The organism is Pseudarthrobacter sp. TRD_SC_9 (assembly GCF_055361265.1).
In genome coordinates, this window is sequence record NZ_CM143956.1 from 1,730,790 (window position 1) to 1,746,345 (window position 15,556).

Consider the following 15,556-nt stretch of genomic DNA (forward strand, 5'->3'; position numbering starts at 1 on the left):
GCTACCCCAACAGGCCGGGGACGATCAGCAGGGCAGTCGGCACGGCAAGGAGCAGGGCGCTGAGCGCCAGGACGGCAGCTCTCACCCAGCGGGGCAGCGGAGGCTGTGTTGAGAGCAGCCTGCTGACACGCGACGCCGTGGTGCGGGCTGAGACAGAGCCGGTGGCAGGACTTGTGTCCAGTCCGTCCATGCCTGACGCGCCGGCGGCCCTGCCGGCCACTGCCGCCGGCGGTTGCATGGCCGGGTTGCCTTCCGGTCCGGCAGCCACTATTGCAATGGCCTTGATGAGTGTCGGACGGCTTACTTCCTTCAGCGCAACATCGTCTGCCAGCATTTCGATCAGCGAGTTGACAGCCTGCTGGGCCAGGAGCGTCGTGGGCAGCCAGGGGAGTGCCTGACGCCAGGCGGCGAACACCCATAACAGCAGGTGATGGCGTTGGCCCAAGTGGGCATTTTCGTGGCACAACACGGCGCGCAGTTCGTCGGGCTCCAGGGCTGACATCAATCCGTCGGAGAGAACAGTGATAGACCGCGCTCCGCCAGGAAGGCAGTACGCCACGGGTGAATCGTGGCTGATGACCATGGTGCCGGCACGCCCAGGCGACGGCGAAGCCAGCAGTTCCAGGAGTTCACGGTGGCGCTTGCGCTGGCGCTGGATCCTGATGTACGTGAGGAGCAGCGTGAACACCAGGTGTGCTGTCAGGAGCGCGGCAGCGGATAGTGCAAACAGGTGCCAGAAGCCCAGTGCCGTGGTGGGTGCATTAAAAAGCACCATGGAAGCCAGGCCCTGTAGCCCGGCCACGAGGTTGTCACCCAGCGGCTCCAGTCCATAGACGAGCATCGCGCCGATCATGGAGAGGCCGCCGGCCAGCCCTACCGCCTGCCAGAGGATCATTGCCGTAAACGGCGAGCGGGCAGGCCATTGTGCCTTGGACAGGAGTACCGGTACCGGCCAAGCCAGTATTACCGCCAAGGCGGCCAGCAGGTACGAGGCCCAGAACATGGAGCCTTAGTCGCGACCGAGCAGTTTGCGCAGGCTTTCCGCTTCGCTCGGGCTGACCGAGCCGATGAACCGTGCCAGAACGGCTTCGCGGTCGGGCGCTGAGCCCAGGACCTCGTGCATCAGTTCGGCTGTGTGATCCTCCCGGCTTGAAACAGCCTGGTAACGGTGCGGGCGCATACCGCGCTCACGCTCCACAAGGCCTTTTTTCTCAAGCCTGGAAAGGACCGTCAGAACAGTGGTGACTGCCAGTTCCTTGCCTTCGTGGCCGGCGGTGCCGGCCGCCGCTTCAGTGCTTTGGGCCAGCCTGTCGCGCAGGGTGTTGGCCGTGGCTGCTTCCTGGCCTGCCCAGAGCAGGTCCATAACCGCCCGTTCCAGTTCGCCGAGACTCGCCATTCATCAAATCCTTAAAATCCGTGCACCGGTGCTGTACGCATCCGGTATCCAACAATCGTGACCTGGAACTAAAGTTACCCTTTTTCCGCCAGGCTTTCTACATCAGGTAGAACGCACGGCGTGGCGTGGGGCACAGAAGGGCGGCTCGGGCGCTTCACCGACGGTTTACACCCCAGGCCGACTGTTCTACACTCTGTAGAAGACGAAACTTCTACAACTCGTAGAAGTTTACCGAATCGGAGAGCAACAGTAGGGGACCCGCTTGGAAGCCTTGGAAATTGCGCGGTGGCAGTTCGGAATCACCACGGTGTACCACTTCATGATGGTGCCCCTCACCATCGGCCTGGGCCTCCTCGTGGCCATCATGCAGACTCTGTGGCACCGCACGGGGAAACCCGAATTCCTGCGGATGACCAAGTTCTGGGGCAAGCTGTTCCTGATCAACTTCATCATGGGCGTCGCGACAGGGATCGTCCAGGAATTCCAGTTCGGAATGGCCTGGAGTGAGTACAGCCGGTTCGTCGGGGACGTGTTTGGCGCACCTTTGGCCCTTGAAGCCCTGCTGGCATTCTTTGTGGAATCCACGTTCCTGGGCTTGTGGATCTTCGGCTGGAAGCAGTTGAAGCCGGCAGTTCACCTCGCTTGCCTGTGGATCGCCGTAGTCGGCTCCATCTTCTCGGCGTACTTCATCATCGTCGCGAACAGTTGGATGCAGCATCCGGTAGGCGTCGAGCTGATCGACGGGCGTCCGGTCATGGTTGACGCCTGGGCCGTGTTCACGAATAACACAGCGCTGGTAGCCGTCCCGCACACTCTCTTTGGCGCCCTGGCCGTGGCTGGCGGATTCCTGTTGGGCATCGCCTGGTACCACCTGTGGCGACGCCGCAAGGACGGCATCGACACCATTGGCCCGGATGGCAAGGTAGTGCCTGGGACCAGCGATATCGCCGGCCGGGACCGGACCGACCACACGGTCTGGATCCGCTCGTTGCGGATCGGCGCCGTCGTGGCCATGATCTCCTTCGCCGGCACCGCAGTTACCGGTGACCTCCAAGGCAAGCTGATGTTCGAACAGCAGCCCATGAAGATGGCTGCCGCCGAGGCTGCCTGCCACGACGGAACCGGATTCTCCGTGCTGAGCGTCGGAAACCTGGGGTCCCAGAACTGTGACGACATCGTGGCGCTGATCGAAGTTCCCGGCATTCTGTCCTATCTGGCCAAGGGTGACTTCACCACAGAAATCCGCGGCGTCAACAGCCTCGTGGAGGAATACAAGGCCAACTACGGCACCAACCTTCCGATCGATCCCATGTACGGCGAGCGGGCCGGCCAGGAGATCGACTACGTGCCTGTTATGGAGGTGACGTACTGGGGCTTCCGCATAATGATTGGCTTCGGTGGCCTGGCGGCTGCTGCTGCGCTGACAGCCCTGTGGATCACCCGTAAGGGCACGGTCCCGGAATCAAAATGGCTCATGCGGCTGGCCGTCCTTGGCATCCTTGCCCCCTTTGGCGCCAATGCCGCCGGCTGGATATTCACTGAGATGGGCCGCCAGCCCTTTGTGGTGGCACCCAATCCTGACCTCAACGGAATCGACCAGGTGTTTATGTTCACGGCGGCCGCGGTTTCGCCCGGAGTAAGCGCCGGCGAGCTCCTCACCTCGCTGGTAGTCCTAACGGCCATCTACGCGCTGTTGCTGGTGGTTGAGGTCAAGCTGCTGGTCAGGTACATCCGCGGCGGCGTGGTTGCCGGGATGCCGGAACTCGCCCATGCGCCGTCGGGCCGTGAGGGTGACGGCAACGACGGCGACACTGACGATGACGACCGGAACCGGGATGACGTCCTGGCTTTCGCTTACTAGGAGCAAGGGAAACTACTGATGGAACTCCTGCCCACGATCTGGTTCATCGCAATCGCCGTCCTGTGGACCGGCTACCTCTTCCTCGAAGGGTTTGATCTGGGAGTAGGGATGCTGATGAAGACCTTCGCCCGGGACAATACAGAACGCCGGGTATTGCTGAACACCATCGGTCCGGTCTGGGACGGCAATGAGGTATGGCTGCTCACGGCCGCCGGAGCCACGTTCGCTGCCTTCCCGTTCTGGTACGCTTCCCTCTTCTCTGCCATGTACGGGCCGCTGCTGGTGGTGCTGGTTGCCCTGATCTTCCGCGCCGTGGCCTTCGAATACCGCGGCAAGGTGGATTCGGTCCAGTGGCGCAACCGCTGGGACTGGGCCATAGCTGTTGGCTCCTTCCTCGCGGCCTTCGGCGTGGGTGCCGCCCTCGCCCTGACTACAACCGGGTTGCCGCTCAATGCCAACGGCGACCGGCAGGGTGGCCCGCTCGCCTGGTTCAGCTGGTATGCAGTTTTGGGCGGGCTGGCCGTGGTGGGCTTCGCGCTGGTGCACGCCCTCGCCTTCCTGGCACTGAAGACCGACGGCGACGTGCGGCACCGCGCCCGGCTCTGGTTTACCCGGCTGCTGCCGTTCCTTCTGCTGCCGCTGGTGGGATGGGCCCTGGCTGTCCAGATGCTGACTGGCAACATCTGGACAATCCTCGCCGTAGCCCTGTCCGCAGCCTGTGCCGCCTATTCCTGGCGCTCGGCGCGGCGGGGAAATGAAGGCCGTGCCTTTATGGGTCTCGGTGCATTCCTGCTGCTGGGCAGTGCAGCCATTTTCGGCGCAGCCTTTCCCGTAGTGCTGCCGTCGACCATCAGCCCGGAATTTGACCTGACCATCTACAACGCCTCGGCATCGGATTACACACTGGGCCTGATGAGCATTGTGGCGGCAGTGGGGCTGCCGCTGGTGATTGCCTACCAGTCCTGGACCTATTGGGTATTCCGCCGCCGCGTCAGCGCGGACCACATTCCGGCGGCGCACTGGTTCCTCCCGGCGATCGCCGCCAGGGTGCTGGTCAGCGACGAGGCTGCCGCCAGGAGCAGTGACCGACCGTGAGGCCGGAGTTTCCGAGCGGGACGGCCACGCGCGGCGCCCTCTATTGGCTGGGCTTCCTGGCAGCCCTGAAGGCCCTTTCCCTGGTGCTCATGGCACAGGCGGTAGCCGCCATGCTGGCCGGACTTGCCGGCGGCGATACCGGTTGGCGCGAGGAGCTGGTATGGGGGGTGGCGGGGGCGATGCTGCGGGCCGCGTTAGTGTGGGCCCAGGGCGTTGCGGCCCGGCGGGCGGCCTTTGGGGTCAAGGAAGAGCTCCGTTCCCGTCTCCTGCACCACGCGCTGGGTCCAAAGGGAGCGGTGGGAACCGGCACGCCCATGAACGACGGTGGCGTGGCCGTCCTGGCGACACGTGGCCTGGACGCCCTGGACAATTACTACACACAGTTCCTCCCTGCCCTGGTCAACTGCGCCACAGTGCCCTTGTTGCTCGGAGCCAGGATTCTCTTCGCCGACTGGGTCAGCGCCGTAGTGATTGTGTTGACGGTACCCCTGGTGCCAGTCTTTATGATCCTGATCGGACGGCACACCGAGGACAGGGTCGGTGAAGCCCAGGCGACCCTGCGCCGGCTGTCAGGCCATATCCTCGAACTGGCCAAGGGGCTCCCGGTCCTGGTGGGCCTCGGTCGCGCGAGTGAGCAACGGGCCGCCCTCGAGGAAATCTCCGAACAATACCGGCACCGGACCATGGGTACCCTGCGCACGGCGTTCCTTTCGGCACTGGCGCTTGAGCTCATCGCCACGATCTCCGTAGCAGTGGTGGCCGTCTTCATCGGCGTGCGGCTTGTGGCGGGGGATATGGCGCTGGAGGCCGGGCTGCTGGCACTCATCCTCGCCCCGGACTGCTACCTGCCCCTGCGTGAACTCGGCACCGCCCACCACGCGAGTGACGACGGTCGGGCGGCGCTCGCCTCGGCCAACGACTTTCTGGACGGAACCGGCAAGCCGGACGCCAGCAGTGGCCCGGGTTCGGCAGGCACCTCCGCCGGGGCCGGATCGACAGCAGCCGAAACCGCCGCAGGCTTGGGCAACGGTGCTCCGGGCGTCCATGTGTCCGGCCTGTCGGTGAGGTATCCGGGCCGGGAGGCTGCCGCCGTCGGGCCCGTCGACTTTCACGCACCCTCCGGCCGGATTACGGCCCTTGCCGGACCCAGCGGCACGGGAAAGAGCACTGTTCTTGGTGTCCTGGCGGGCACCATCCGCAACGGCTCAGAAGCCTCGGTGTCCGGCAGGGTATCCGGTGTCCCGGACGCCAATATCGCCTGGGTTCCGCAGCACCCGGTGATGCTCGAAGAGACCGTGCTCGGGGAAGTCCTCCTTTACCTCGGCCGCGATCCCGGCTGGCTCCCTGTACAAGAAAAGGGACAGGAAAATTGTCAAGAAAAGGGGCAAGGGAGCGGCGATACCGGGCAGCTGGCGCTTGAGCTCCTGGACCGGGTTTCCGCCTCGCATCTGGCAGCGAAGCACCCGTCCGAACTCAGCCCCGGGGAACTGCGTCGGGTTGCCGTTGCCCGCGGACTGGCCCGGCTCCAGTCCGGCGCCACTGTCCTGTTGCTTGACGAACCCACCGCGCACCTTGATGCCGTGAGCGCCGGTGCAGTGCGCTCCGCCATCATCTCGCTGCCGGACACGGTTACCGTGATCCTCGTTGCCCATGACCCGGACACGAGTGCACTCGCGGACCAAGTGGTGTTTATTGGTTCGGGCCCCGGCAGCGGCGCCGGCACCGGCACCGGGCCCGTCACGGTATCTGAAACCCGAGCAGACGCAGATGTGACGGTGTCAGGCGCGGGGTACGGCAACATTCATGCCAACCACCTGGCAGACCGCACGTCCATCCCGGCAGAGACGGCGGTGACACCGGATCCGGGGTCAGCGCCGCTGCCACCCGGAACCATCCGTGCGCTTGCCGGCGTCCTGGGCCCGGTATGGCCACGTCTCACCGGTGCCTGCTTCGTAGGCGCCTTGGCCGCGCTGTTCGCGGTAGCTCTTTCCGCGTTGTCCGGGTGGCTCATCATCCGGGCCAGCGAGCAACCGCCCATCCTGTACCTTCTTGGTGCCATCGTGGGTGTACGGTTCTTCGGCATCGGCCGGGCCTTACTGCGCTACTGGGAACGCCTACTGACGCACGATGCCGTCTTCGCCGGGATGACCAGACTTCGCGGCTCACTCTGGGAATCGCTCAGCCGGCGGGCACTGCAGCTCAGGCGGCTGCTGCGGGGCGGCAATGTCCTGGGAACCGTAGTTGACGACGTCGACACCCTGAGGGAACTGCTGCCCCGGGTGATCCTGCCGCCGCTTGCGGCGGTCATCGTCGCGGGAGCCGCCGTTGTGGCGACAGCAGTTTTGTTGCCCCCGGCAGTTCCTGCAGTGGTTATCTGCGCCCTCGTTTGCCTCGTGATATCCCCGGTCCTGGCACTTGCGGCAGACCGCAGGGCGGCGCAGGCCGAGCAGCAATTGCGCTCGATGGTGCTGCGCCGGATCACATTGGCGCTGGATGCCAGGGCCGAACTGTCAGCCAATGGCCTCGCACCGGCCGTGCTCGACGAACTGCGCGGCCGCGACAGGGCCGCAACGGCAGTTGCCCAGCGTTCGGCCTGGGCCGAAGGGATCGGCCAGGCCACCACTGTCCTGGCGTGCACACTGGCCGCGTTGGCCTCGGGTGTGCTGGCGGCCCCGGCCGTGGCGGCCGGACTGGTCCCGGGGCTGGTGGCGGCTGTCGTATTGATGCAGCTGGCACTCATCGAGCCCTATGCAGCGGTGGTGTCCGCCGTCCGGCAGGCACCGGCCCTGGCACTGGTCCTGCAGCGCCTTGCCCGAACCGGTGCCCTTTCAGCAACGGCCGGCGATGGCGGCCAAGGCGACGGTATCGTGGCGGTTCCCGACCGTCCGCTCGGCCTTCCCGGCCTGGAGCTGGAGAACCTCGCTGCGGCCTGGCCCGGCGGCAGTCCCGTGTTCAGCGGCCTCACGGCCCAGGGGGATCCCGGCCGCTGGCTGGTGGTTTCCGGACCGTCCGGCTCCGGAAAATCCACGCTGTTGTCCGTGTTGCTCGGCTTCCTGCCGGTGTACGACGGCGCGGCGCGGGTCACCGGGGCGGCGGCCTGGTGCCCCCAGGACGCCCATCTCTTCGATTCCACTGTTCGCGGCAATCTGCTCCTCGCTCGTCCCGCGGACCGGAAACCTGCAGACAGCGAGCTCCTGGCCGCACTGGACGCCGTCGGACTTGGGCCGCTGCTGGCCGCTATTCCGGAAGGACTGGACGCGAGGATCGGTCCCGGCGGCTCTTTCCTTAGCGGCGGGGAGCGGCAGCGGCTCGCCATGGCGCGGACACTGCTCACCGGTGCGCCGGTGCTGTTGCTGGACGAGCCTACAGCCCACCTGGACGCGGCCGCGGCCCGGGAGCTGCTGGCCCAGCTGCGGACGGGGCTACGGGACGTCACGGTGGTTATGGTGACGCACAACGTTGTTGACATACATCCTGACGACTCCCGGCTGGAGCTGCCGGGACAGGACCGGGAAATCTCCGCCGAACCGAGCCAGGCAGGCCACGGCACGGCGCTGCTGGCAGCGGGGGCCGGCCGTCAGTAGCCTGTTGTCATGTCTTCCTCAAGCAATCGGCTGACCGAATCAACGCGCCCTGTTGCTGTCCAACTGCCGGATCCGGTGACCGGGCTGCACTGGCGGGCCGCCACTGCAGCCGACCTGGACTCCTGGGCTGCGCTGATCGCCCGCACCGCCTCCGTCGAGCATCCTGCCTGGTTCTAAAAAGTCGGGGACCTGGAGCAGGTGCTGGAGAACAGCAACAATGATCCCCGGACCCACACGGTGTTGGGGATTGACGATTCCGGAGTTCCGCGTGCCTACGGCCGCATCAGCAAGAATCCACACGGCGATAAGGCCCAGACCATGGGCTGCGTGGATCCGCAGTGGCAGCGGAAGGGCGTCGGCACTGCCATCGTGGCCTGGCAAGAGGCCAGGACTCGAGCCCGCTTCGCCGCGGACGCGGTGGCCGGTGAGTCTGCCGGTGGAACCGTGGTGTTGCCGAGGGGCTTGAACTGGTGCTGATGGACCCGGCGCTGCACGAGGCCGCCCGGCTCGCGCACAACGATGCGTTCCGGGACCACTGGGGGAGCGAGCCGCGGGACGAGCAGTCATGGCGCTTCACCCTGGAACACCCGTTCGCCAGGCCGGACTGGACCACCGTGGTGCTTGATAAGGCCACGGGTGAAGTGGCCGGGTATCAGGTGGCGAGCTTCGATCCGGACAGCGCCCCGGAGCGCGGATTCAAGGAAGGCTACACCGAGCTCCTTGGTGTCCGGCGGGCTTACCGTGGGCGCGGCATTGCACAGGCGTTGTTGGCTGACGTGATGCGCCGCTTCGCAGCGGATGGCATGGACGCGGCCTCGCTTGACGTTGACTCGGCGAACCCCACGGGCGCGTTGGCCCTGTACCTGACGATGGGATACACGCCCGTCAACCAACGCGTGAGCTGGGAAAAACTGCTTTAGCCTTTGACGTCATGAAGGTGATGAACGACGTCGTGCAGGAAGTAGCGTGAAAAGGTCAGCACAGTGAACTCCGAGCCGTTGCTCCGGAGGCCTTTGCGGTTCCAGTCGCTTTCCCGCACGCGGGCAAAGTCTTCGGCGATCTGCTCACCTTCGGCCGTGAGTTGGGCACTGACCTTCGCAGGATCCGCTGTACCGTAATCCGCCTCTACTGCCGTGGCATCCTGGTCCCAGTTCTCGAACTCAGCGTTGTCGCTGGTGAGCATCAGGTTGAGCCGCTGGTCGAAGACGCTGAAAACGTCCCGCACATGGCATGCGTATTCAAGCGTTGACCAGGTGCTGTCATCGGGTCGCTCGGCTACGTCAGGGCGCCGGAGGACCGACCTCCACCTGGGCAGCACGCTGCGGACGGTTCCGGGCACGGTAGCGGGCGTAACGGTGGCAGGATCGAAGGAGCATTCGGGGCACCGCTCGGACAGCACCCACGTCCAGTCCTTTACATCAGGAATGATCGGCATGGCTGCAGTCTACGGGAGGTGGCCGGCTTCCCGGCATCTCCCATGCGGTGCGCTAAATGATTGTTTCCTGAACAGCCGGGGTTTCTTCGGCCACATGCTCAGGCCAGGCCATGGCGGGACCGATGGCGTCGACAGCCTGAGACAGGGGAATCCCCGAGCCGTCGCGCCTGCCGTGTTCCTGTGGCAGCGAACGCGCCACGCCCGCCGCTGAGGATGCTTTTGCCGGTCCGTGGCCTGCCCAGCCGAGCAGCAAGGTGTCTTCGCCTTTGAGGAAGCGGTGCGCACGGACCCCGGCGGTGGCGCGGCCCTTCGCGGGGTACTCGTCGAAGGCCGTTACCTTGGCCGTGCCGGGAGCCGTGCCCGGCAGGGCACCGGTGGTGCCGGCAATGGTGACGACGACGGCGGCGGGGTCCTCGGCTGCAACCGCACCGAAGAACAGCACGGCATCGCCCGGTGCCAGTTTGATGCCCGCCATACCGCCCGCGGTGCGGCCTTGCGGACGGACGGCCGAAGCCGGGAAACGCAGCAGCTGCGCCTGCTGCGTCACAAAAACCAGCTCGGCATCGTCGGACGCGGCCGGAACCACGCCCACCAGCGAGTCTTTGTCCTTCAGGGCAATGATCTCCCAGTCTTCCCGGTTCAAGGGATAGTCGGGCTGGACCCGCTTCACCACGCCCTGCACAGTACCCAACGCCAGGACCTGGTCCAGCGGTGCAAATGCCACAAGGGTCTCGCCCTTGAGCAGTGTCAGGAAGTCCCTGGCCGCCACGCCGCCTGCCATGTTGGGCAACCCGGACACGGTGGGCAGTACAGGCATGTCCACCACCTGCAGGCGAAGCATCCTCCCCGTGGAGGTGACAGCCCCGATTTCGCCGCGTGCCGACGTCGGAATCACTGAGCGGAAAACGTCGTGGCGGGTACGAGGGCCGGATTCGCTGAGCGGCTCCAGGGCAAGGGTGCGGGCGATCTGGCCGGAGGCCGTCAGGATAGCCCAGCAGGGATCGTCGGCGACTTCGAGGGCCAGGGGCACGGCTTTGACTTTTCCGTTGCCCCCTGCGAGCGCAGCGGCGACAGTGGGGGGCACAGCCTCGGACTCGAGCAGTACGGTGCGGCGGGCTGTGGCGTACTTGTCGGCGAGCTCGCCCAGCTCCGCCGAGACCAGGCCGCGAAGCCGCTCCTCGGAGGCCAGGATTGCCTCAAGTTCGGCGATCTCGCGGCGCAGTTCGTCCTGTTCCTTCTCCAATTCAATACGGGAGTACTTGGTGAGCTGTCGAAGCCGCAGTTCCAGGATGTAATTTGCCTGGATTTCGGTGAGGTCGTAGATGGACATCAGACGCACCCGTGCCGCGGCTGCTTCGTCCGAAGACCGGATGATCTGGATGACCTCATCGATGTCCACGATGGCGATGAGCAGGCCCTCCACCAGGTGCAGGCGGTCCTTCTTCTTGCCCAGCCGGAACACGGTACGGCGCCGGACCACGTCAATCCGGTGGTCCACGTAAACGGTGAGCAGCGGCAGCAGCCCCAGCGTCTGCGGCTGCCCGTCCACCAGGGTGACGTTATTGATGCCGAACGAATCCTCCATCGGCGTGTAGCGGTACAGCTGCTGCAGGACGGCCTGCGGGTTGAAGCCGTTCTTGAGTTCAATGACCAGGCGCAGCCCGTGCTTGCGGTCCGTCAGGTCTACGACGTCGCTGATTCCGGACAGCTTCTTGCCGTTGACGGCGTCTTTGATCTTTTCGATGACCTTTTCAGGACCCACCATGTAAGGCAGCTCTGTCACCACGAGTCCCGTGCGGCGGGCGGAGAGTTGTTCGACCTCCACCTTGGCCCGGGTCTTGAACGAACCGCGGCCTGTCGCGTAGGCGTCGCGCACACCGTCCAGGCCCACAATCCTGCCGCCGGTAGGAAGGTCCGGCCCCGGCACGAACTTCATGATGTCGTCCAGGGTGGCGTCAGGGTTCGCGATCAGGTGCCGGGCTGCTGCCACTACCTCACCCAGGTTGTGCGGCGCCATGTTAGTGGCCATGCCGACGGCGATGCCCGTGGCGCCGTTAACCAGCAGGTTGGGGAAAGCAGCCGGCAGCACCTCTGGCTGGGTGAGCTGGTTGTCGTAGTTGGGAACAAAATCAACGACGTCTTCGTCGAGGTGGTCTGTCAGGGTGAGGGCTGCGGCAGCCATCCGGGCCTCGGTGTACCGCGGTGCGGCAGGACCGTCGTCGAGGGACCCGAAGTTGCCGTGGCCATCGATCAGCGGCAGCCGCAGCGCAAAGTCCTGCGCCATCCGGACCATGGCGTCATAAATGGCGGTGTCGCCGTGAGGGTGCAGCTTGCCCATCACCTCGCCCACCACGCGTGCACTCTTGACGTGCCCGCGGTCCGGCCGCAGTCCCATTTCGCTCATCATGTAGAGGATGCGGCGCTGTACCGGCTTCAGGCCGTCGCGGGCATCCGGCAGGGCGCGCGAATAGATCACCGAGTAGGCGTACTCCAGGAAGGAGCCCTCCATCTCGGACGTGACATCGATGTCAACGATTCTCTCGCTGTAATCCTCGCCGGGATCACTGGCAGGGGCGGGGCTTTGGCGGCGGGCCATAGGGCTGATGGATCCTTAGGGGTGTGCAAGGGAGTTTTTTAGCTAGGCTAAGCCTATGGTGGAACAGCCCGCGGACGGCGTATATCCGGAATACTGGGAAGCCGATGTCGTTCTGCGCGATGGCGGAACAGCCCATCTGAGGCCCATTCAGCCAACAGATGTGGACGCCGTCCAGGCCTTCCATACCGGGCAGTCCCAGAACTCAATTTACATGCGTTTCTTTGCCCTCAAAGCACGGCTGAGCAGTAAAGAACTCAAACGGTTCACCGAAGTGGACTTCCATGACCGCGTTGCGTTCGTTATCACCATCGGCGGCGCGATCATCGGGATCGGCCGTTATGACCGCCTCGATGATCCGTCCGAGGCAGAGGTGGCCTTCAACATTGCGGATGTGCACCAGGGCCGCGGCATCGGTTCCATCCTGCTCGAACACCTGGCTGCGGCAGCGAGGGAAAACGGCATCCGGCGCTTCACCGCCGAGGTCCTCCCCGAAAACCGCAAGATGCTGATGGTTTTTTCCGATGCCGGTTATGACGTCAAAAGGCATTTCGACGACGGCGTCGTCAGCCTCGAATTCAATATCGACCCCACGGAAAAATCCCGTGCCGTGATGGAGGCCCGTGAGCACCGGGCGGAGGCGCGCAGCGTGCGGAGTTTGCTGGCGCCATCGTCCGTTGCGGTGATCGGCGCCAGCCGGACTTGGGGAAAGCTTGGGTACCAGCTCCTGGAACACCTGATTGAAGGTGGTTTCAAGGGCCCCGTCTACGCCGTGAATCCGGAAGCCCTGGAACTCGCCGGCATGCTCTCCTACTCCCGGTTGTCAGAGATTCCGGAACCCATCCAGCTGGCAATTATCGCGGTACCGTACGAGGAAGTGTCTTCCGTAGTGGACGACTGCGCGGCTGCAGGCGTTAAGGGCCTTTTGATCGCCACCTCAGGGTTCGCTGACGACGGCGAGCGCGGGCTGCTGCGGCAACGGGAGCTGGTACGCAAGGCTAGGGCCAACGGCATGCGGGTGATCGGGCCGGCCTCGCTGGGCATGATCAACACCCACCCGGACATCTCGCTGAACGCATCGATGGCACCGTACCTGCCCAAACGCGGCGGCCTCGGGGCATTCAGCCAGTCTGCGGCCATCGGTGTTTCGCTGTATGCCGCCTGCAGCCGGCGCCGGGTGGGAGTGTCAACGTTCGTGTCTGCGGGCAACCGGGCAGACGTTTCCGGTAACGATCTGATGCAGTACTGGGAGGACGATTCCGACACCGGCGCCGTCGCCCTCTATCTTGAGTCCATCGGCAACCCGCGTAAGTTTTCCCGGCTGGCCCGCAGGCTGGCGCAGACCAAACCGGTAATAGTTGCCAAGTCCGACACCATGGGCCTGCAGCTTCCCCGCGGCCATGCCGTCCGCACCACCCAAGCGCCAGTGGGCGCCCTTGACGCAATGCTGCGCCAGTCCGGAGTGATCCGGGTGCAGACTATCGAAGCCCTGATGGATGTCAGCCAGATTGTGTCGGCAGCACCACTGCCGGCGGGTCCCCGGGTGGCGGTGGTCAGCAATTCCTACGCCTTGGGCATGGTGGTTGCGGATAGTGCCGCGGCCAATGGTTTGGTGGTGGAGCGGACCGTTACGGACCTGAACCTCGACGCCGGCATGTCGATTGCGCTTCCGGTTCTCCGTCAGCAGTTGGCTGGCATTCTCGCTGAGGACTCGGTGGACTCCGCCGTGGTCACCCTGCTTCCGGCCCGGGGGCTGACTGTCGAAGACATCGCAGGCATCCTGGCCGGGTGTGCTGCTGAAGCCGGTAAACCGGTGATCGCCGTTTTTGCCGGGATTATGGACCCTTCGGTCTACGTTGAGGGGCTGGCAGGCGGGAAGGATCAGGACGGCAGGAGCCCCGGCGTTCCGTGCTACGCCAACTCCGGCGCGGCTGTGAGCGCGCTTGCCGCCGTCGTCTGGTACGCGGAGTGGGCCAGGCGCGACCGCGGAGCCTTCGTGGAGCCTGAGGGCTGCGATGCCGACGCCGTCCGTGCCGGGCTTGAAGTCCTGCTCCGGGACGTGCACGGTGAACAGCTGAAACCCCTTGACCAGGAGGCGGCAACAACCCTGCTGGGTCATTACGGGATCTCGGTGCTGCCTTCCGCGCGCTTTGAAACGGATGACGAGGCCGTTGCAGCGGCAGACCGCCTTGGCTGGCCAGTAGTCCTGAAGACCACAGACCCGGCCCTTCGCCATCGCCTTGACCTGGGCGGAGTCAGGCTGGACATCCAGGATGCTGACTCCCTGCGGCGCAACCTGGCCCAGATGCGCCGGGCACTGGCCGGCTATGGTACTGCCGCCCTGGAAGTGCAGGCGATGGCTCCTGTGGGGCAGGCCTGCACCATGCGCGCCATCGAGGATCCGCTCCTGGGCCCCGTCGTTTCCTTCGGCATGGCGGGAGACGCTGTAAACCTGCTGGATGACTGGGCCCACCGGGTGCCGCCTTTGACTACCGAGGACCTCAGAGAATTCATCCGTGCCCCGCGCGCGTCCCGGAAACTGTTTGCCTACCAGGGCCTCCCGCCGGCCGATGTCGAAGCCCTCGAAGACCTGGCAGCGCGACTGTCGCTCCTTAAAGACAACCACCCCGAAATCGCGCTCGTGGAATTCAACCCGGTTCTGTGCGGTACCTCTGGACTGTCCATCCTTGCCGCCGACGTACGGATCGCCAATCCGGCCCAGCGCACGGACAGCGCGCGCCGGGCCATGCTCGGCTAACATGCTGGCAGTTAGCAAGTGTCCAGTCGATCTGTGAAAATGGGGACATGACCCCACAGCCCTCATCGTCGCAGCCAAAGCCGCAACCCGCGCCCCAGCAGCAACCGCAGGTGCAACCAGAGAGCAGTGGCCAGCCGGCCGGACGCCAGCAGGGCACGCACAGCCATGGCGCCCAAGGGCAAAGCCTCGACGCCGCACTGCAGAAGGCGGGTTTCTACCCCCGGCTGGTGGCCGACGTTGTGGAAGATGCCCTGGACGGACGGGACTGTGTTGCCCATCTGGTGCACCTGGAGACGCACTTTGACCGTGCCGAGGTGCGCCGCCACATTACGGTGCTGGTGTTGACCGACGACATGCTGGTGATCACGCATGTGGACGACCAGCAACTGGACGAAGCCGGCGAGCAGATGGTGGCGCAGGTTTCCACCGAGTCCGTCCCGGTGGCGCAGATCCGCTCCGTAGTGCTCAGTTACATGTACACACAGCCACACAATTACAAGCCGTCGGATCCCGTACGTGAAGTGACCCTGTCGATTGCGTGGTCCGGGGGCCAGCGGCTGGACATGGGCCCGGCCAGTTGCGGAGACCCGCAGTGCGAGGCGGACCACGGCTACACCGGCACCATTGCCCAGGAGGACATTGTGCTCCGCATCAGTGCCGAAGCGGACGGCCTGCAGGCGGTCCAGGAGGCCAAGCTCTTTGCCCGGGCCTTGAGGGCGGTTAATACAGGCACGGCCGGGCCCTCGAGTGTGGTTGGCCATCCGGCGAAAGCCCTGCCCACATGGCCTCGAGGGGTCTTTGGCAGCCGGCTTGGCCGCGGCCACCAGCGCTGAC

At 65.1% G+C, this 15,556-nt stretch carries 12 protein-coding genes; 8 read left to right on the forward strand and 4 right to left on the reverse strand.

All coding sequences use genetic code 11. From position 1 onward, the window contains the following. Position 1: 1 nt before the first annotated feature. Entirely contained in the window at positions 2-1,003 is a 1,002-nt protein-coding gene (locus tag ACWA13_RS08075; RefSeq protein WP_463937616.1) for a M56 family metallopeptidase, read from the reverse strand. Between the two features lie 6 nt (positions 1,004-1,009). Next, the gene (locus ACWA13_RS08080) at positions 1,010-1,396 is read right to left on the reverse strand and encodes a BlaI/MecI/CopY family transcriptional regulator (protein ID WP_463937617.1); all 387 of its coding nucleotides are present in this window, start codon (positions 1,394-1,396) and stop codon (positions 1,010-1,012) included. Between the two features lie 262 nt (positions 1,397-1,658). Here ACWA13_RS08080 and ACWA13_RS08085 point away from each other — a divergent pair, with 262 nt between their 5' ends. The 6 genes from ACWA13_RS08085 to ACWA13_RS08110 are packed head-to-tail and all read left to right on the forward strand — an operon-like array spanning position 1,659 to position 8,856. Further along, complete coding sequence (locus ACWA13_RS08085; protein WP_463937618.1) at positions 1,659-3,257, forward strand: cytochrome ubiquinol oxidase subunit I; 1,599 nt, start codon at positions 1,659-1,661, stop codon at positions 3,255-3,257. Between the two features lie 18 nt (positions 3,258-3,275). Then, positions 3,276-4,352 carry a cytochrome d ubiquinol oxidase subunit II gene (cydB, locus tag ACWA13_RS08090; RefSeq protein WP_463937619.1) on the forward strand — a complete coding sequence of 359 codons (1,077 nt, stop codon included), beginning with the start codon at positions 3,276-3,278 and terminating at the stop codon, positions 4,350-4,352. Continuing rightward, positions 4,349-7,936 (forward strand): thiol reductant ABC exporter subunit CydD, encoded by a 3,588-nt coding sequence (gene cydD, locus ACWA13_RS08095; RefSeq protein ID WP_463937620.1) that lies wholly within the window; start codon positions 4,349-4,351, stop codon positions 7,934-7,936. Before cydB ends, cydD begins: the two co-directional genes overlap by 4 nt. A 9-nt stretch (positions 7,937-7,945) precedes the next feature. Further along, positions 7,946-8,113 (forward strand): hypothetical protein, encoded by a 168-nt coding sequence (locus ACWA13_RS08100; RefSeq protein ID WP_463937621.1) that lies wholly within the window; start codon positions 7,946-7,948, stop codon positions 8,111-8,113. Between the two features lie 21 nt (positions 8,114-8,134). Then, on the forward strand, positions 8,135-8,413 hold the full coding sequence (locus tag ACWA13_RS08105; protein WP_463937622.1) for a GNAT family N-acetyltransferase: 279 nt from the start codon (positions 8,135-8,137) through the stop codon (positions 8,411-8,413). Further along, positions 8,413-8,856, forward strand: a complete 444-nt coding sequence (locus ACWA13_RS08110) for a GNAT family N-acetyltransferase (protein ID WP_463937875.1) — start codon at positions 8,413-8,415, stop codon at positions 8,854-8,856. The genes ACWA13_RS08105 and ACWA13_RS08110 overlap by 1 nt, the downstream gene beginning before the upstream one ends. Here the strand turns inward: ACWA13_RS08110 and ACWA13_RS08115 are convergent. Both ACWA13_RS08115 and ACWA13_RS08120 read right to left on the reverse strand, forming a co-directional pair. Next, positions 8,853-9,371, reverse strand: coding sequence for a DinB family protein (locus tag ACWA13_RS08115; RefSeq protein WP_463937623.1), 519 nt, complete (start codon positions 9,369-9,371; stop codon positions 8,853-8,855). The two genes, ACWA13_RS08110 and ACWA13_RS08115, sit on opposite strands and share 4 nt — an antisense overlap. Before the next feature lie 52 nt (positions 9,372-9,423). After that, positions 9,424-11,967, reverse strand: a complete 2,544-nt coding sequence (locus ACWA13_RS08120) for a DNA gyrase/topoisomerase IV subunit A (protein ID WP_463937624.1) — start codon at positions 11,965-11,967, stop codon at positions 9,424-9,426. Positions 11,968-12,022: 55 nt separating this feature from the next. On the opposite strand from ACWA13_RS08120, the gene ACWA13_RS08125 reads away from it, so the two are divergent. Beyond that, positions 12,023-14,722, forward strand: coding sequence for a bifunctional acetate--CoA ligase family protein/GNAT family N-acetyltransferase (locus tag ACWA13_RS08125; RefSeq protein ID WP_463937625.1), 2,700 nt, complete (start codon positions 12,023-12,025; stop codon positions 14,720-14,722). 47 nt (positions 14,723-14,769) lie between these two features. After that, a complete protein-coding gene (locus ACWA13_RS08130; protein WP_463937626.1) occupies positions 14,770-15,555 on the forward strand; it encodes a DUF5998 family protein in 786 nt (261 codons plus the stop codon). Position 15,556: the final 1 nt, after the last annotated feature.